General features: G+C 44.9%; 18 protein-coding genes and 1 tRNA gene. 6 read left to right on the forward strand and 13 right to left on the reverse strand.

Going from position 1 to position 18494, the window contains the following annotated elements; all coding sequences use genetic code 11:
• Positions 1-144: 144 nt before the first annotated feature.
• A complete protein-coding gene (sodB, locus tag ACZ5ZC_RS22110) occupies positions 145-729 on the reverse strand; it encodes a superoxide dismutase [Fe] (protein WP_005396533.1) in 585 nt (194 codons plus the stop codon).
• A 284-nt stretch (positions 730-1013) separates the two neighbouring features.
• On the opposite strand from sodB, the gene ACZ5ZC_RS22115 reads away from it, so the two are divergent.
• Together ACZ5ZC_RS22115 and ACZ5ZC_RS22120 are read left to right on the forward strand one after the other, a co-directional pair.
• Entirely contained in the window at positions 1014-1349 is a 336-nt protein-coding gene (locus tag ACZ5ZC_RS22115; protein ID WP_017635833.1) for a Grx4 family monothiol glutaredoxin, read from the forward strand.
• 74 nt (positions 1350-1423) lie between these two features.
• A complete protein-coding gene (locus ACZ5ZC_RS22120) occupies positions 1424-2053 on the forward strand; it encodes a DsbA family protein (protein ID WP_005396534.1) in 630 nt (209 codons plus the stop codon).
• A gap of 75 nt (positions 2054-2128) precedes the next feature.
• Here ACZ5ZC_RS22120 and ACZ5ZC_RS22125 read toward each other — a convergent pair whose 3' ends face one another.
• Both ACZ5ZC_RS22125 and rnt read right to left on the reverse strand, forming a co-directional pair.
• Positions 2129-3454, reverse strand: coding sequence for a Na+/H+ antiporter family protein (locus tag ACZ5ZC_RS22125; RefSeq protein WP_005396535.1), 1326 nt, complete (start codon positions 3452-3454; stop codon positions 2129-2131).
• A 28-nt stretch (positions 3455-3482) separates the two neighbouring features.
• Positions 3483-4127 carry a ribonuclease T gene (gene rnt, locus ACZ5ZC_RS22130; RefSeq protein WP_012841569.1) on the reverse strand — a complete coding sequence of 215 codons (645 nt, stop codon included), beginning with the start codon at positions 4125-4127 and terminating at the stop codon, positions 3483-3485.
• Positions 4128-4390: 263 nt separating this feature from the next.
• Here rnt and motY point away from each other — a divergent pair, with 263 nt between their 5' ends.
• Positions 4391-5272: a flagellar protein MotY gene (motY, locus tag ACZ5ZC_RS22135; protein WP_012841571.1), complete on the forward strand. Its 882-nt coding sequence runs from the start codon at positions 4391-4393 to the stop codon at positions 5270-5272.
• Between the two features lie 120 nt (positions 5273-5392).
• Here the strand turns inward: motY and ACZ5ZC_RS22140 are convergent, their stop codons facing one another.
• The 10 genes from ACZ5ZC_RS22140 to ACZ5ZC_RS22185 all read right to left on the reverse strand — a co-directional run bounded on the left by ACZ5ZC_RS22140 (position 5393) and on the right by ACZ5ZC_RS22185 (position 13852).
• Entirely contained in the window at positions 5393-5827 is a 435-nt protein-coding gene (locus ACZ5ZC_RS22140; RefSeq protein ID WP_005384886.1) for a DUF2753 domain-containing protein, read from the reverse strand.
• A gap of 150 nt (positions 5828-5977) precedes the next feature.
• Entirely contained in the window at positions 5978-6394 is a 417-nt protein-coding gene (gene gloA / locus ACZ5ZC_RS22145; RefSeq protein ID WP_005380739.1) for a lactoylglutathione lyase, read from the reverse strand.
• 32 nt (positions 6395-6426) lie between these two features.
• A complete protein-coding gene (gene nth, locus ACZ5ZC_RS22150; protein ID WP_042522463.1) occupies positions 6427-7068 on the reverse strand; it encodes an endonuclease III in 642 nt (213 codons plus the stop codon).
• 64 nt (positions 7069-7132) lie between these two features.
• Positions 7133-7825 carry an electron transport complex subunit E gene (locus ACZ5ZC_RS22155; protein ID WP_054867993.1) on the reverse strand — a complete coding sequence of 231 codons (693 nt, stop codon included), beginning with the start codon at positions 7823-7825 and terminating at the stop codon, positions 7133-7135.
• Positions 7825-8457: an electron transport complex subunit RsxG gene (gene rsxG, locus ACZ5ZC_RS22160; protein ID WP_006743364.1), complete on the reverse strand. Its 633-nt coding sequence runs from the start codon at positions 8455-8457 to the stop codon at positions 7825-7827. Before rsxG ends, ACZ5ZC_RS22155 begins: the two co-directional genes overlap by 1 nt.
• Before the next feature lie 7 nt (positions 8458-8464).
• Positions 8465-9511, reverse strand: coding sequence for an electron transport complex subunit RsxD (gene rsxD / locus ACZ5ZC_RS22165; RefSeq protein ID WP_464932293.1), 1047 nt, complete (start codon positions 9509-9511; stop codon positions 8465-8467).
• Positions 9511-12261 carry an electron transport complex subunit RsxC gene (gene rsxC / locus ACZ5ZC_RS22170; protein WP_464932294.1) on the reverse strand — a complete coding sequence of 917 codons (2751 nt, stop codon included), beginning with the start codon at positions 12259-12261 and terminating at the stop codon, positions 9511-9513. The genes rsxD and rsxC overlap by 1 nt, the downstream gene beginning before the upstream one ends.
• Before the next feature lie 8 nt (positions 12262-12269).
• On the reverse strand, positions 12270-12866 hold the full coding sequence (gene rsxB, locus ACZ5ZC_RS22175) for an electron transport complex subunit RsxB (protein ID WP_005396655.1): 597 nt from the start codon (positions 12864-12866) through the stop codon (positions 12270-12272).
• Positions 12867-12869: 3 nt separating this feature from the next.
• Complete coding sequence (gene rsxA / locus ACZ5ZC_RS22180) at positions 12870-13448, reverse strand: electron transport complex subunit RsxA (RefSeq protein ID WP_005380762.1); 579 nt, start codon at positions 13446-13448, stop codon at positions 12870-12872.
• Positions 13449-13776: 328 nt separating this feature from the next.
• Positions 13777-13852, reverse strand: a tRNA-Asn gene (locus ACZ5ZC_RS22185).
• Positions 13853-14411: 559 nt separating this feature from the next.
• Between ACZ5ZC_RS22185 and uvrB the strand changes: the two genes are divergently transcribed.
• From uvrB to luxU, 3 genes are all read left to right on the forward strand, one after another.
• Positions 14412-16442, forward strand: a complete 2031-nt coding sequence (gene uvrB, locus ACZ5ZC_RS22190; RefSeq protein ID WP_046874402.1) for an excinuclease ABC subunit UvrB — start codon at positions 14412-14414, stop codon at positions 16440-16442.
• 295 nt (positions 16443-16737) lie between these two features.
• Positions 16738-18144: a quorum-sensing sigma-54 dependent transcriptional regulator LuxO gene (gene luxO / locus ACZ5ZC_RS22195; RefSeq protein ID WP_005396653.1), complete on the forward strand. Its 1407-nt coding sequence runs from the start codon at positions 16738-16740 to the stop codon at positions 18142-18144.
• On the forward strand, positions 18141-18485 hold the full coding sequence (gene luxU, locus ACZ5ZC_RS22200) for a quorum-sensing phosphorelay protein LuxU (RefSeq protein ID WP_012841577.1): 345 nt from the start codon (positions 18141-18143) through the stop codon (positions 18483-18485). The genes luxO and luxU overlap by 4 nt, the downstream gene beginning before the upstream one ends.
• Positions 18486-18494: the final 9 nt, after the last annotated feature.

The following is an 18494-nucleotide window of genomic DNA, read 5'->3' on the forward strand; positions in this document are numbered from 1 at the left end:
CTCGATGCCATTTTAACGGCGTGTCTGAGAAGAACTTTAGGAAAAAGAAGAGATTAAATTGGAGTTTTTAAGCGAAAAATAAAAAGCTCGCTGGTTCAGCGAGCTTTTAAAATAAGACTAAATTGAACTTAGGGGGAAGTAAAATTACTTCGCTAGGTTCTCAGCTACGAAGTCCCAGTTTACAAGTGCCCAGAAGCCGTTCATGTAATCAGGACGTACGTTGCGGTAATCGATGTAGTATGCGTGTTCCCACAGGTCAACAGTTAGAAGTGGTGTTGTACCTTCTTCTGTTAGAGGAGTAGCAGCGTTAGAAGTGTTAACGATCTCTAGAGAGCCGTCAGCTTTCTTAACAAGCCAAGTCCATGAAGAACCGAAGTTGTTGATTGCTGAATCAGTAAACTTCGCTTTGAATTCTTCGAAAGAACCGAATGCTGCGTTGATTGCGTCAGCAACTGCGCCTGTTGGTTCGCCGCCCGCGTTTGGAGCAAGACAGTGCCAGTAGAACGTGTGGTTCCAGATTTGCGCTGCGTTGTTGAATACGCCACCAGTAGAAGTCTTGATGATCTCTTCTAGAGTTTTGCCTTCGAACTCAGTGCCAGGGATAAGACCATTTAGCTTAACAACGTAAGTGTTGTGGTGCTTACCGTGGTGGTAGTCTAGAGTCTCTGCTGAGATGTGTGGTTCTAGTGCGTCTTTCGCGTAAGGAAGAGCTGGTAGTTCAAATGCCATTACTCGATTCTCCATTGATTTGAAAGGATGACCTTTCGATTGCTTCCAGTGTTTTTTATAGCTGTGTAGCCTTTAAGGCTGACTTGCTAAGTATTTTAGCAAGTTTTTACTTTATTAAAACCCCGATATGAAAATATTTTAAGGGGTTAGCGGCTGTGAAGTGCTGAATTGTTCGCCATCAAGCAACCTGAATTTAAGCCTTATTAATTATATGGTTTTTATTCTGTCGTTATTGAGTAGAATGTGGCAAATAAACAAAGTTCAAACCCATGAATGAGGAAGCGATGGAAACTATCGACAAAATCAAACAGCAGATCTCTGAAAACTCAATCCTGCTGTACATGAAAGGATCACCGAAACTGCCAAGCTGTGGTTTCTCTTCTCAAGCGTCACAGGCTCTAATGGCATGTGGTGAGAAGTTCGCTTACGTAGACATTCTGCAAAACCCAGATATCCGTGCTGAGCTACCAAAGTACGCACAATGGCCAACATTCCCTCAACTATGGGTTGAAGGCGAGCTTATCGGCGGTTGCGACATCATTCTAGAAATGTTCCAAAAAGGTGAACTTCAGCCTCTAATCAAAGAAGCTGCAGCGCGCGCTGAAGATCAAGCTGAGTAATTCGTAAATACTCACATTTAGCGATAGAATACGAAGGAGCCGTACTGGCTCCTTTTTCTTTTTAGGTTAGTGGAATGAACATAAAGCTTTACTACGTGCATGACCCAATGTGCAGTTGGTGTTGGGGTTACAAACCGACGCTTGATAAATTGAAACAGCAACTGCCAGGCGTTATTCAGTTTGAGTATGTGGTGGGTGGTCTTGCGCCAGATACTAGTTTGCCGATGCCACCAGAGATGCAACAAAAACTCGAAGGTATTTGGAAGCAGATTGAGCGTCAGTTGGGCACCAAGTTTAACTACGATTTCTGGAAGCTTTGTACGCCAGTAAGAAGCACTTACCAATCTTGTCGCGCAGTTATCGCTGCGGGCTTTCAAGATTCTTATGAGCAGATGCTAGAAGCGATTCAACATGCGTATTATTTACGTGCGATGCCTCCTCATGAAGAAGCGACTCACTTGCAGCTAGCTAAAGAAATTGGTTTGAATGTTCAGCAGTTCAAGAACGATATGGACGGCTCTTTCTTAGAAGGTGTGTTCCAAGATCAACTGAGTCTTGCAAAGAGCCTAGGCGTGGATTCTTACCCTAGCTTGGTTCTTCAAATTAACGACGCTTATTTCCCGATTGCCGTGGATTATCTGTCAACAGAGCCTACCTTGAAACTGATACGTGAACGTATTATTGACAATATGCCAGCGCAATAATCGCGATTTCAAATAACAAAAAGCCGCTCAATGAGCGGCTTTTTCGTAACTAAGTATATCCATCAAACAACGGTACTAAAGCACCATTGCAGCAATCCAACCAAAGATGATCAGTGGAATGTTGTAGTGGATAAAGGTTGGAACAACCGTTTCCCAAATGTGCTCATGCTGACCGTCGGCATTTAGACCAGATGTAGGGCCTAATGTCGAGTCGGACGCTGGAGAACCAGCATCACCCAAAGCAGCAGCAGTACCAACTAGCGCGATTGTTGCCATTGGCGAAAAACCAAATGCCAACGCGAGTGGAACGTAGATTGTCGCCAAGATTGGAATGGTTGAAAACGATGAACCAATGCCCATTGTTACTAGCAGGCCAACGATCAGCATCAGTAGTGCTGCAAGCGGCTTATTATCACCAATGCTCGTAGAGAGAGACTGTACTAATGTCTCAACGCCACCTGTTTGCTTCATTACCGCAGCAAAACCTGCGGCAGCGATCATGATGAAACCAATCATAGCCATCATATGCACGCCTTTTGTGAAGACATCGTGCGTTTCTTTCCAAGCTATCACACCGCCAAAAGTAAACACCATAAAGCCAGCTAGAGCACCAATAATCATTGAGCCAGTGTAAAGCTGAACACCCAATGCGGCGACAATACCAAGAGCAGCCACCAAAATGTGCTTTTTATTGATAGCATGATCTGTCTCGTGAACGACAGTCAACTCCGTTTCTTCGTAGATGCGCGGTTTACGGTAGCTAACAAAGATCGCCAGCAATAGACCAAACAACATACCAGCACCTGGCAGTAACATTGCAGTTGGAACTTGGCTTGCAACCACGTTCTCCAAACCGTTGTCATGTAGGTTCTTTAATAGAATGTTGTTTAAGAAAATGCCGCCGAAACCAACAGGTAAGATCATGTAAGGTGTGATCAAACCAAAGGTAAGAACACACGCGACCAAACGTCGATCGAGCTTAAGTTTCGCAAATACGCCCAAAAGAGGTGGAATCAAAATTGGAATAAAGGCGATATGGACCGGAATTACGTTCTGAGATGACATAGTGACAAGAACGAGCGCGACTAACACCGCGTACTTTAACCCGGTAGTTGACGCCGAGTTTTCTTTACCGTTTAAGCGCTTGATAACACTTTTTGCCAGTAGGTCCGTGATGCCAGATTTAGAGATGGCAACGGCGAAAGTACCTAACATTGCGTAGCTCAGAGCGATAGTCGCACCGCCACCTAAACCACTTTCGAACGCGGCAACTGTGTCTCCAAGGCTCATGCCTGCGACAAGGCCACCAACGATGGCACTAAACGTGAGGGCAACCACCACGTTTACGCGCATCAATGCTAACACGAGCATGACGCACACTGATATAACGACAGGATTCATACTTTTCCTAATATGTTGTGTTTACTTATTATTCTTCATCAACAAGCGGCCAACCGCCGAGGGCCTTCCATTTGTTGACAATACCGCAGAATAATTCTGCTGTTTTTTGTGTATCGTAAAGCGCTGAGTGTGCTTCACGATTATCGAATTCCATCCCGGCCGTTTTGCATGCTTTCGCGAGAACCGTTTGACCATAAGCAAGGCCACTCAATGTTGCCGTGTCAAAAGTAGCAAAGGGATGAAAAGGGACTCTTTTTAGTTTACAGCGCTCATTGGCTGCATTTACAAAACCTAAGTCGAATGCTGCGTTATGGGCAACCATAATTGCGCGCGAGCAATCTGCGGCTTTTTGTTCTTTGCGAATAAGTTTATAAATCTCTTTTAACGCTTCTTGCTCAGAAACTGCACCACGAAGAGGGCTATATGGGTCACGAATACCATTGAATTCTAGCGCTTCTTTTTCTAAGTTAGCGCCCTCAAATGGCTCAACATGAAAATGAATGGTGGAGGCTGGATGCAACACGCCATCTTCGTCCATTTTTAACGTAACGGCGCAAATTTCTAAAAGTGCATCAGTTTGAGCATTGAAACCTGCGGTCTCAACGTCTACTACCACAGGGAAATAACCACGAAAGCGTTTTTTCAAGGTCAGAGCTTCATTTTCTATTGTCATGTCGGCTTATTTTTGTGTGACGAAGGCTGCATTATTGCAGATTATACCGACGAGAAAAACCGCAATTTAGGAGAAAAACGGAATTCTATTTTGCATCTCATCAATACGCTCGATCGCATTTCGGGTGATTGAGTTACCATGATTAACGTTAATCGTAATATCACGATATTTCGCACGTTGGCGAGGTTTTTGCATGCCAGGTGAAGTGGTTTTATTGATTCAAATTGACGGCAACAGACTGCCGTTTAAGAGACAGTACTTAGATGAAGAAATGGCTGATTACTAGTGGCGTTGTATTTTCGTTGTTTAGCACAAGCAGTTTTGCTGTGATGGGCAAACGTTATGTTGCCACTCCACAGCAATCTCAATGGGAAATGGTGGTCAACACACCGTTAGAATGCCAACTTGTTCACCCTATTCCAAGTTTTGGAGATGCGGTATTTTCATCTCGTGCGAATAAAAAAATCAATTTAGACTTTGAGTTAAAAATGCGTCGTCCGATGGGAGAAACACGTAACGTCAGTCTCATCTCTATGCCGCCACCTTGGCGACCAGGTGAACACGCCGATCGAATTACAAACCTAAAGTTTTTTAAACAGTTTGATGGTTATGTCGGAGGGCAAACAGCATGGGGCATTTTGTCTGAGCTGGAAAAAGGGCGTTATCCGACCTTTAGTTATCAGGATTGGCAGAGCCGAGATCAGAGAATTGAAGTCGCATTGTCATCCGTGCTGTTTCAAAATAAGTACAACGCGTTTAGCGACTGTATTTCCAATTTATTGAAATACAGTTTTGAAGACATTGCCTTTACGATTTTGCACTACGAAAGACAAGGCGATCAGTTAACCAAGGCTTCCAAAAAGCGTTTATCACAAATTGCAGATTATATCCGACATAATCAAGATATCGATCTCGTGCTGGTGGCGACGTACACCGATTCAACCGATGGCAAAAGTGCGAGCCAAAGTTTATCTGAGCGACGTGCAGAGTCACTTCGTGATTATTTTCAGTCTCTAGGGCTACCGGAAGATCGAATTCAAGTGCAAGGGTACGGCAAGCGTCGTCCTATTGCAGATAATGGCTCGCCAATAGGAAAAGACAAAAACCGCCGAGTCGTAATATCACTTGGGCGAACCCAAGTGTAACGAATATAAAAACGCCGAAGCTGAAAGCTTCGGCGTTTTTGATTTACTGACGTTGTTAATAATATTTTAGTGGTATTTTGCCAAGCACCTTTCGGTGATTCCTGCTGTATAATTTGAATGTTAGTTTAAGCGGAATTTGGCAATGACTTCGCAATTGGTTGCGGTATCTATTTTTTCAACCTGTTTGGCAATAGCTGGATTAGGGTGACGCTTCATAAAGTCTATCAACGCCTTAGTACAGCATCCTATCGAGTCGATAAAGCTTGCACACTCTTTATTTGGGCATTGTGGGATAAGTGTTAAGACTTTCTCAGAGGCCAGTTGAAGGTATTTGAGTTCATAGTCAGTATCTCCGGCCCAACGCCAGAACTGAGCTAAGTTATGACAAGAAATCACAGAAATTAATAATCGCTCGTCTGCTTCAATTTCCACACATTCGCTAATATCTTCACTCAGGCTTAGGGCTTGCTGGTAATGAAGAATGCTGCGAACAGGGTCATCTAGTTGAAGTGCCGTATCGGCTAGAAGTGTGTGTTTTTCCCATTCACTGATCATTATCGTAATCCCGCATATCGAAGTTGCGAATGAATCTAAACGATAATTATTATCAAGTAAAGTGTTTTGTTTATAAAAGAACAGGCAGATCGCAGACCTGCCTGTAATCGATGTTCAACTTGCAGTACAAGTGATTATTAGAAGTGCCGCTTAGCCTTCAAGACCTGCTGAAGCTTGCTTGTTTTGGATAAGCTCAATCATATAACCATCTGGGTCTTTTACGAATGCAATGTGCGTGCTTCCGCCTTTTACTGGACCTGGTTCACGCGTCACATTACCGCCCGCCGCTTTGATAGCGTCGCAAGTTGTGTAGATATCATCAACACCAATGGCGATATGACCAAAAGCAGTACCTAGGTCATATTCAGTTTTACCCCAGTTGTAAGTTAGCTCGATCACAGCACCTTGGGATTCGTCACCGTAGCCAAGAAACGCCAGTGTGTATTCGTACTCTTTATTCTCGTTCGTACGAAGCAACTGCATGCCCATAACTTCAGTGTAAAACTTGATGGATTTGTCTAGATCACCTACGCGAAGCATAGTGTGGAGAATTCGACCATTTGACATTTTTTGCTCCTAGCTTTGATTTTCAAATAGCGTTAGCTATCTGGATATACTTTCTCTTTATATTCGCACAAATCTTCAATAATGCAGCTACCGCAGCGAGGCTTTCTCGCCAAGCACGTGTAGCGGCCATGAAGAATGAGCCAGTGGTGCACATCGAGTTTGAACTCTTTTGGCACAACTTTTAATAGCTTTTGCTCGACATCATCAACCGTTTTGCCCATTGCAAACTTAGTACGATTCGACACGCGATAAATGTGCGTATCGACGGCAATGGTTGGCCAACCAAAAGCGGTGTTGAGCACGACGTTTGCGGTCTTGCGACCTACGCCTGGTAGCGCTTCTAACGCTGCACGATCTTCAGGAACTTCACCATTGTGTTTTTCCAACAAGATCTTACAAGTCTTGATAGTGTTTTCTGCTTTTGAGTTAAACAAACCGATGGTCTTTATGTATTCTTTTAAGCCATCAACTCCCAAATCGAGAATACTTTGTGGTGTATTAGCGACAGGGAAAAGCTTGTCGGTGGCTTTATTGACACTTACATCGGTTGCTTGCGCTGATAGTAATACCGCGATTAGCAGTTCAAAAGGGGAGCTCCAGTTAAGCTCAGTTTGAGGATTCGGATTGTTTTCTCGTAATCGCTCAAGAATTTCGATTCTTTTTATTTTGTTCATTGCTGACTTCCAATACCGTCTCTGCGGTTTATGAAAAAGGCTCCTATGACAGAGCCTTATTTTGTTATGCGTTGGTGACGCGAGCACGTTCTATGGTTGGTTTTTCTTCTTTAGGTTGACGTGCCTGGACTGAATTATCGATGACATTTTTAAGCGCTATCAACAGACCAACACCGATAAATGCACCGGGTGGAAGAAGCGCTAGCAGAAAGCTGTTGTCAAATTGGAAAACTTGAATGCGGAGAGCGGATGCCCAGTCTCCTAATAGCAGATCTGCCCCGTCGAATAGCGTGCCATTACCAATTAACTCACGCATGGCACCTAGCACGACCAAAACGCTTGTCATACCAAGACCCATCCATAAACCGTCTAATGCTGCAGGCGCAACATCATTTTTTGAAGCGTATGCTTCAGCTCGACCAATAATGATGCAGTTGGTTACAATCAGAGGAATAAAGATACCAAGAGACAGGTATAAACCATACGCATAGGCATTCATCAATAACTGAACGCAGGTAACAAGTGAGGCAATAATCATCACGAATACAGGAATGCGGATCTCTTTTGGTACGTAATTACGAATAAGAGAAACCGTGACGTTGGAGCCGACCAGCACTAATAAGGTTGCAATACCAAGACCTAAGGCATTGGTTATTGTGGAAGAAACCGCTAGTAGTGGACACAGACCCAGCAGCTGTACGAGAGCAGGGTTATTACTCCACATACCGTTTTTCATCAGCAATTTATTCTCATTCATTACTGCTCTCCTTCACAGCCCAAAGGCTGGCTAAGAATGTCTTCACGAGATTGGTTTACGTAGTTAACGGTATTTCGCACCACTTTTACGACGGCTCTAGGCGTGATCGTTGCACCAGTAAATTGATCGAAATCACCACCATCTTTACGAACTTTCCATGAGTTCCAGTTACTTTCCGTGACTTGTTTGCCCGTAAAGCTCAGGATCCAGTCGGTGACACGAAGATCAATTTTGTCGCCCAGGCCAGGGGTTTCTTGATGGCTTAAGACGCGTGTCCCCAAAATATTGCCCTGATTGTCAATCCCAGTAATAACTTTTATCTCACCATTGTAGCCATCTGGCGCGATGGATTCTATTGCGATTGCTGTTGGTTCACCATTCTTCGTGGCGAGGTAGGCTGGCATCGCACGTAATGTCCCCAGTTCTGGTGACGTGACCATAGTGCAGGCTTGCGTGAGTGCGTTGTCATGCATGTTTTCTGGAATGACTTGATTCAAAACAGAAAGCAATTGTTGTTGTTCTTGTATCTTGATTTGGTCTTTTGTTAGGTACTGAGTAAAGGCGACTAATCCGGTTGTTGCACAGGCAAAGATCGCAAGTGTCAGACCATTTTTTCTAATAGCGGTTAACATGTTTACCTCAGTGACCGTAAGTTCTAGGTTTGGTGTAGTAATCGATCAGTGGCACACACATATTTGCAAGTAACACTGCGAATGCAACACCATCAGGGAAGCCACCCCAACTGCGAATGATAAAGACCAAAGCACCAATAAGCGCGCCAAAGATCAAACGTCCTTTAACGGTTGTCGACGCCGACACGGGATCGGTTGCAATAAAGAATGCGCCAAGCATGGTTGCACCTGATAACAAGTGGAAGATTGGCGACGCAGTTTCCCCTGGGGTCAGTAAGCTGAACACGAGGCTAAATAGCGTCAGGCTCACTAGGAAACCTACGGGGATATACCATTGGATGATGCGTTTTTTGATCATCACTAAACCACCAAGTAAGTAGGCAAGATTTACCCATTGCCAACCAATGCCAGCTAAGCCATCGAATATTGGCTGCGACAGTACTTCGCTTGGGGTTGCACCTGTATGAATACCAGTTTTAAATGCATCAAGTGGCGTCGCCATTGTCACGCCGTCAACCCCCGTTCGAACTTGCTGAAGCGATAAGCCGTCGTAATCATAGCCCGTAAAAATTAAAGAGAGTGTATCTGCAAAATTTACGTGATCAGGTATGAGTGACGTCGGGGCACTCCAACTCGTCATTTGCACTGGGAATGAGATCAACAAGACCACATAAGCGACCATGGCAGGATTGAATAAGTTTTGACCAAGGCCACCATATAGGTGTTTAGCGATTACGATCGCGAAAATAAGTCCGATCACCATAATCCACCACGGAGACCATGGTGGGATAGCCACGGCTAATAACCAAGCGGCAACGATCGCACTGTTATCACGTAGTGCTCGCATCGGCGAACGTTTACGGAAGACCATAACTAAGGCTTCAAGTGATACAGCGACTGCGATGGCAAAAATCAGCTGAATAAGCGTTCCCCACCCAAAGAAGTAGGTCTGAGCCGCTAAACCTGGGAGAGCACAAAGTGCCACCCATTTCATTAAGTCAGGTGTACTACGACGGCTGTGGGTATGCGGTGAACTGGCAATAAAAAACGACACTACTCGTTCTCCTCAGTATTATTTTTATTAGCTTCTTGCTGCGCTTTGCGAGCCTTCGCGCGCGCAATAGCAGCAGCGACAGCCGCTTTTTTCGGATCTTCAGTTTGTTCAGCAGGCGTTTCAGCTTCTAACGTTTCGGCTGGTTCTTCTTGCTTAGCTTTACGCGCTTTGGCACGCGCAATAGCCGCAGCGACAGCCGCTTTTTTCGGATCTTCAGCTTGTTCAGCAGGCGTTTCAGCTTCTACCGTTTCGGCTGGTTCTTCTTGCTTAGCTTTACGCGCTTTGGCACGCGCAATGGCAGCAGCAACCGCGGCTTTCTTCGGATCTTCAGTTTGTTCATCAGTCGTTTCAGCTTCTACCGTTTCGGCTGGTTCTTCTTGCTTAGCTTTACGCGCTTTGGCTCGCGCAATGGCAGCAGCAACCGCGGCTTTTTTCGGATCTTCAGCTTGCTCAGCAGGCGCTTCAGCTTCTACCGTTTCAGCTGAGTCTGCTTGTTTCGCTTTACGAGCCTTAGCGCGTGCAATGGCAGCAGCAACCGCGGCTTTCTTCGGATCTTCAGCTTTCTCAGCAGGCGCTTCAGTTTCTTCCGTTTCAGTTGAGTCTGCTTGTTTCGCTTTACGCGCTTTGGCACGCGCAATGGCAGCAGCAACCGCGGCTTTCTTCGGATCGTCGGTTGGCTCAGTAGGCGCTTCTGCTTCTACCGTTTCAGCTGAGTCTGCTTGTTTCGCTTTACGAGCCTTAGCGCGAGCAATAGCAGCAGCAACCGCGGCTTTCTTCGGATCGTCGGTTTTCTCAGTAGGCGTTTCAGCTTCTTCAGTTTCAGTTGAGTCTGCTTGTTTCGCTTTACGTGCTTTGGCACGTGCAATGGCAGCAGCAACCGCGGCTTTCTTCGGATCGTCGGTTTGCTCAGCAGGTGCTTGAGCTTCTAACGTTTCGGTTGGTTCTTCTTGTTGAGCTTTTTTCGCTTTAGCTCGGGCGATGGCTGCTGCAACTGCCGATTTCTTATCATCAGCGTTGTTGTCTGGTGTTTCGCCTTGCTCTTTTTGTGCTTTACGTTCGCGGGCTAGACGTTTGCGTTCTTCGCGCAGTTTTGCCATTTCTGAGTTATCAGGTTCACTAGAGCCTGCTTTAGCGGCTGCGGCCTGTTTTGCCTTCGCTTTGGCAATGGCTGCTGCGACGGCAGGTTTCACGGCTGGCTCTGCTTTTTCTGTTGTTTCTGTCTTCTGAGCTTTCACTCGTGCGATCGCTGCTGCAATCGCATCATCACCACCAGAAGATTTCATGTCTTTACGGCGCTGATCGGCTGCTTTCTTAAAGCGACTTTCACGTTCTGCTTTTTCGCGCTCCATGCGCGCTTTCTTCTCTTCAAAACGCAGCTTCGCTCGCTCAGCAGCTTCCGCTTCTTGTGTTCTGGTGCGAATTTCCGCTTTTGCTTGGCGGTAGTACTGTACGAGAGGAATTTCACTTGGACACACAAACGCACAAGCACCGCACTCGATACAATCCTTTAAGTTTAGTTCTTCGAGTTTGTCATACTCTTCAGCTTTTGCATGCCATTGCAGTTGCTGAGGTAGCAGTGAAGCAGGGCAAGCTTCAGCACATTGGCTACAGCGAATACATTCCATCTCATGTTGGTGTGGAGAGATCTCACGACGAGTCGGGGCAAGGATACAGTTTGCTGTCTTGGTAATCGGCACTTGAGAGTGGGGAAGGGTGAAGCCCATCATTGGTCCACCCATGATTAAACGTTGTAACTTCTTATCGGCTTTATAGCCAAACTCATCCAATAACGCCTGTACTGGTGTACCTAATAATGCCCAAACATTGCGTGGTTGTTTGAATGTTTTACCGGTGAGAGTCACCACGCGTTTTATCATCGGTTCACCATCGATGATTGCGCGTTTGATTGAATAAAGAGAACCGACATTTTGAACCAAAATACCAATATCGGCTGGAATTGCGCCGCTTGGTACTTCTTTATTGGTCAAAATTTTGATCAGCTGTTTTTCACCACCAGAAGGGTATTTAGTCGGGATAACGCGAATGACGATATCTTTGTTTAGAGCCGCAGCTTCTAACGCTTTAATTGCCTCTGGTTTGTTATCTTCAATACCAATAATCGTGAGCTTTGGTGTCAGGATATGTTCGACAATCTCGATACCTTGGATGAGCTCTTCGGCATGCTCTTGCATGAGCTTGTCATCTGATGTGATGTATGGCTCACACTCAGCTGCGTTGACGATAAGAATCTCTGTGCGAGCAAAACCTGATTGGATTTTTTTTGCGGTAGGGAAACCTGCGCCACCCATACCTGAAATGCCTGCGAGACGAATAATATCGATCAGTGCGTCAGGTGTTTCTTGTTTGTAATCCGCGACGGGTTTTCTGTCACACCATGTATCGTTACCATCAGGGGTAATGACCGCACAGAGTTCACTCAGACCTGAAGGGTGAGCAACGGTTCTGGGCTCAATTGCGGTGATCGTACCCGATGTAGGAGCATGCACTGGAACGGTAAAACCAGTTTCGGATTGCGTTAATGGCTGACCTTTTAATACGTGGTCACCTTCGGCAACCAATAAGTTACCAGCCTTACCAATGTGCTGTTTTAGCGGTAATACAATTTCTGATGGGATAGCCGCGTGAACGAGCTCAGTTTTGTTGGACTGCTTTTTGTTTTCTGCCGGATGCACTCCACCAGGGAAATCCCAAAGCGAGCCTGTACGAATTTGTTCAATCAAAGACAACATGCGAAACCTTACTTAATTGAATCTTTCACGTTCGCTGCATCGTCGGCAGCATCCGTAATGTTGAGTACTGGAATGGAGTTAAGTTGCCACTTCCAGCTTTCCGTGGTGGTTGCCACAGGAATCATTTCAATACAATCAGTTGGACATGGTGCAACACATAAGTCACACCCCGTACATTCGTCTTTAATTACGGTATGGACCGCTTTTGTACCGCCTACAATTGCATCCACTGGACACGCTTGAATACACTTAGTACAGCCAATGCACATATCTTCATGGATAAACGCAACGGTTGGAATTTTGCTGTCGAGATCGTGCGCAGATTCTTCTGGCTCAACACCCATTAAGTCGGCGAGCTTTTCGATTGTTGCCTGACCGCCAGGTGGACATTTGTTGATGTGGTCGCCATTTGCAATCGCTTCAGCATAAGGGCGGCAACCAGGATAGCCACATTGACCGCATTGAGTTTGAGGTAAGATTGCGTCGATTTGATCCACAATTGGGTCTGCCTCGACTTTGAAGCGAATAGAAGCAAAACCAAGTATCGCGCCGAAAATCGCAGCAAGAACTGCTAACGCGATGATCGCAATTAAAATCGTACTCATTGTTTACTTCACCAAACCTGTAAAGCCCATAAAGGCTAGTGACATTAAACCCGCTGTAATCATTGCAATTGATGCACCTTTAAAAGGCACTGGTACGTCGGCGGCAGCTATGCGCTCACGCATGGATGCAAAAAGTATCAACACCAATGAGAAACCAACAGCGGCGCCGAAGCCGTAGATAATCGATTCGATAAAGTTATGGTTCTCATTAATATTAAGAAGCGCGACGCCTAATACCGCGCAGTTTGTAGTGATCAGCGGTAAGAAAATACCAAGCAAGCGATAAAGTGTTGGACTTGTTTTGTGCACAACCATTTCGGTGAACTGCACCACAACGGCTATCACCAAAATAAAACTCATGGTTCGAAGGTACTCAATACCCAGTGGACGAAGAATGTAGCTTTCCACTAAATACGCACACACTGACGCGAGCGTTAGCACAAAAGTTGTCGCTAAGCCCATACCTATTGCTGTTTCCAGTTTTTTGGACACACCCATAAAAGGACAGAGGCCCAAAAACTTCACCAGTACAAAGTTGTTCACCAGCACAGTGCCGACCAACAACAAAACATATTCGGTCATAGTTATTACGTTCTTAAAATCCGATCTTGATATTATCGTGTTTTGTGACACCAATAACAACCAGTGAACGATGTGGTTTTACATACACGATGGAAAAATAGTCGTCTATGTGAGGTATTTTGATGAATCAATAAGAAATTGAACAGCTTGCTGAATGGATTTTACAAAGACGCTGGTGCTGTCTTTCCTCAAAGAATCTTTTGCTCAGAAGGCGGGAATTACATTTAGCGAGTAATTTTAAGTCGTCACTTGAGATATTGATGGTGAAAGAAGTTTTTTATTTCAAAACGAAAAAAGCCGTGTCTTGCGACACGGCTTTTTTGGAATTTGGCTCCTCCTGCTGGGCTCGAACCAGCGACCTGCGGATTAACAGTCCGTCGCTCTACCAACTGAGCTAAGGAGGAATTGCTTTGCTTGAAAGCGGGACGAATCTTACCGAGCAGCCAAACTACTGTCAACAGTAAAAAAATACATTTTTAGCAAAAAATATTGAGGGAAGGGCTTTACTTTTCTGTACTGCTTGTCAGCAAAGGGGTGAGGTTACTTATCCACTAATTTTGTGGATAACTATGTTGATGAGATCTGAGTAAAGATCTTTTATATGCAACCTGGTTTTTATTTAGTGAATTTTTAATCAGAGCTATACAGAGAATATGCAATTAAAACATAGATTTATTGATGTTAAGCAAAATGTATTCAAGGTGGATAAAAATCTAGCTTTTGGGGATAAAGAGTGTTTAGGCCAATTTTTGGGGAAAAGTTGTGGAAACTGCAATGTGAAGAATGGGTGTGGCTCTTCAGCTAGGGCGAAGTACTATATCAGAGTAGGTTTTGTATGGCTACAGCATTCTAGACAAACAAGAAAATTTATTAACAATGGTGGGTAAATTTTCGATAGACGTAGATTTCATTGGCTAAGGTGTATATATATACAGCCAAAGCGCAGTAAAGTTGAGGAAGGGTATGAGTAAAGTCTATGAATTGGTCTCCGATTATCAGCCATCGGGTGACCAGCCGGGAGCGATCAAGCAGCTGCTTGAGGGGCTCGATGCTGGACTGGCACATCAAACACTATTGGGGGTAACGGGATCGGGTAAAACGTTCACACTAGCGAATGTTATCGCTCAAGCCCAGCGACCTGCAATATTACTTGCTCCAAACAAAACGCTCGCAGCGCAATTATATGGCGAGATGAAATCATTCTTTCCCAATAATGCGGTGGAGTACTTTGTTTCCTACTACGATTACTACCAGCCTGAAGCTTATGTCCCGACGACGGATACTTTCATTGAAAAAGACGCATCGGTTAACGCTCACATAGAGCAAATGCGCCTTTCAGCAACGAAAGCACTATTGGAACGTAAAGACGCGATTATCGTTGCGTCTGTTTCTGCTATCTATGGTTTGGGGGACCCAGAATCTTACTTGCAAATGATGTTGCATTTACGTCGTGGTGACGTGATTGATCAACGGGACATGCTACGACGTTTGGCAGAGCTACAATATTCAAGAAATGACGTGGCATTTGAGCGAGGACAGTTTCGGGTTCGTGGCGAAGTGATTGATATCTTTCCAGCGGAATCTGACCAAGACGCAGTTCGTGTCGAAATGTTTGATGATGAAATTGACTGCATCAGTGTTTTTGATCCATTGACTGGTGTGGTGAAACAGCGAGATTTACCACGCTACACCATTTATCCTAAGACGCACTACGTGACACCAAGAGATCGCATTCTTGAAGCGATCGAAAATATTAAGGTTGAATTAGAAGTACGCAAAAAGCAGCTTCTAGACAACAACAAGCTACTGGAAGAACAGCGTATTAGCCAGCGGACTCAATTCGATATCGAGATGATGAATGAGTTAGGTTTTTGCTCAGGTATCGAAAACTATTCTCGCTATCTCAGCGGACGCTCGGAAGGCGAGCCGCCACCGACATTGTTTGATTACTTGCCTCATGACGGTTTGTTGATCATCGATGAATCCCACGTGACGGTGCCGCAGATTGGTGCCATGTATAAAGGTGACCGCTCTCGTAAAGAAACGCTGGTGGAGTTTGGTTTTCGCTTACCTTCTGCGTTAGATAATCGTCCGCTCAAGTTTGAAGAGTTTGAAGCGTTAGCACCGCAGACGATTTTTGTCTCTGCGACGCCAGGAAATTATGAACTAGAAAAATCTTCAGGCGATGTGGCGGATCAAGTTGTTCGTCCAACAGGCTTGCTTGACCCAGAATTGGAAGTTCGCCCAGTAGCGACCCAAGTAGACGACTTGTTGTCTGAAATTCGCCTCCGTTCTGCTAAAGATGAGCGAGTTCTAGTGACAACATTGACCAAACGGATGGCCGAAGATCTCACCGAGTATTTGCACGAACATGATGTTAGGGTCCGTTACTTACACTCAGATATTGACACCGTAGAACGTGTGGAGATCATTCGCGATCTTCGTCTTGGCGAGTTTGACGTGCTGGTGGGAATTAACTTGCTACGAGAAGGCTTGGACATGCCTGAAGTTTCGCTGGTTGCAATATTGGATGCAGATAAAGAGGGCTTCTTGCGCTCCGAGCGTTCACTGATTCAGACCATTGGTCGTGCTGCGCGAAATCTTGAAGGTAAGGCGATTTTGTATGCTGACCGAATCACCAACTCCATGAAAAAGGCGATGGATGAAACCAACCGCCGCCGCGAGAAGCAGAAAGCGTACAACGAAGAAATGGGCATTTCGCCGCAAGCGCTCAAACGAAATATCAAAGATATTATGGAATTGGGCGATATTACCAAGTCTAAACGTCAGCGTAATACTAAACAGGTACCGTTGTCGAAAGTGGCGGAGCCTTCGCAAATATACGAGGTCATGTCTCCTCAACAGTTGGAAAAAGAAATCAGTCGACTTGAGGCGGCAATGTATCAGCACGCGCAAGATTTAGAGTTTGAATTGGCGGCGCAAAAGCGTGACGAGATTGAAAAACTAAGAGCGCAGTTCATCGCAAATAGTTAAAAATAAGCTTAATGATCTAGCTTAGCCAAGAGTTTTAGATTGCTTGCAAAAAAAAAGAAGCCAATAGGCAGTCGGGTCTATTGGCTTGTTTTGTGAACATCTCGTTCACTAACAACGTCAGTTGGCTAGGTGACCCGAGGGGTCACTAAACTATCAGCATGGTTTATGCCATTTTTTAAATAATTGATATTATTTTTGAATCCTTTCTCTTACCCATAATTTAGCTAATGTTATTTGCAAAATGCAAAGCGTAATGCGATTATTGTTTAAAACACAACAAAATATTAGCTAGGTTATGCAACAAAAATCTGAAGGTCCTAAATCTCGTTACCTTTTAATGGTTGAGGATACCGCATCTGTTGCGGCACTGTACCGCTCATACCTGACACCGCTTGGTATAGATATCAATATTGTCGGTACAGGTAGGGATGCCATTGAAAGTCTCAACCATAGAATTCCAGATCTTATTCTGCTCGATCTTCGTCTGCCAGATATGACGGGGATGGACGTTTTACACGCTGTAAAAAAGAGTCATCCAGACGTACCTATTATTTTTATGACCGCTCACGGTTCTATCGATACCGCGGTAGAAGCAATGCGTCATGGCTCTCAAGACTTTTTGATCAAACCGTGTGAAGCAGACCGTTTACGTGTCACGGTTAACAATGCGATTCGTAAAGCGACTAAGTTAAAAAACGAGGCTGATAACCCGGGCAATCAAAGTTATCAAGGCTTTATTGGCAGCAGCCAAACTATGCAACAGGTTTACCGCACGATTGATTCAGCAGCGAGCAGTAAAGCGAGTATCTTCATCACTGGTGAAAGTGGTACGGGTAAAGAGGTATGTGCCGAGGCAATCCATGCGGCAAGCAAGCGTGGTGACAAGCCTTTTATTGCGATTAACTGTGCTGCAATTCCAAAAGATTTGATTGAGAGTGAACTGTTTGGTCACGTGAAAGGTGCTTTTACCGGTGCAGCAAATGATCGTCAGGGTGCAGCGGAATTAGCGGATGGTGGCACACTTTTCCTTGATGAATTGTGTGAGATGGATTTAGATTTGCAAACCAAATTGCTACGATTTATTCAAACCGGCACGTTCCAAAAAGTGGGCTCATCAAAAATGAAGAGCGTGGATGTTCGCTTTGTTTGTGCAACTAACCGTGACCCATGGAAAGAGGTACAAGAAGGTCGATTCCGTGAAGATTTGTACTATCGTTTGTATGTCATTCCTTTGCATTTGCCACCTTTACGTGAACGAGGTGAAGATGTCATTGAAATTGCATACTCACTGTTAGGCTATATGTCGCACGAAGAAGGAAAAAGCTTCGTGCGTTTTGCGCCTGATGTAATCGACCGATTTAATAGCTATGAGTGGCCAGGCAACGTTCGTCAGTTACAAAACGTGCTGCGCAATATCGTTGTTCTAAACAACGGTAAAGAAATCACGTTGGATATGTTACCGCCACCGCTGAATCAACCGCTTGACCGTCCGTCTTCTGTGGCGAAATTCATTGAGCCGAAAGTGATGACTGCGTCTGAGATTATGCCGTTGTGGATGACAGAAAAAATGGCGATAGAGCAAGCGATTGAAGCGTGTGATGGCAATATCCCCCGAGCGGCGGGATACCTTGATGTCAGTCCGTCGACGATTTACCGCAAGTTACAGGCTTGGAATGGCAAGGAAGAGCGGCAAAAAGTATGAGTGTGAATGTATTAAATCAGCAAAAAATCGATGAACTGTCGATGGAGATTGGCAGTGATAATGTTCCTGTTTTACTCGATATTTTCTTAGGGGAGATGGATACCTACATCGAGAATTTATCTCAGTTTCAAGGGACAGAGCGATTGCGTTACCTAAAAGAAATCAGTCACGCGTTAAAAAGCAGTGCAGCGAGCTTTGGAGCAGACCGTCTTTGTCAATTGGCGATGTCGATAGATAAAAAAGCCAAAGCAGGTGAGTTAGCTGAAGAGTCAGACGAGTTAAAAACGATGTTCGATCTTTTGCACGAAACACGCGACGCTTATCGTGATTGGCAGCAGTAATGCATTGTT

Source organism: Vibrio sp. JCM 18905, assembly GCF_055393305.1.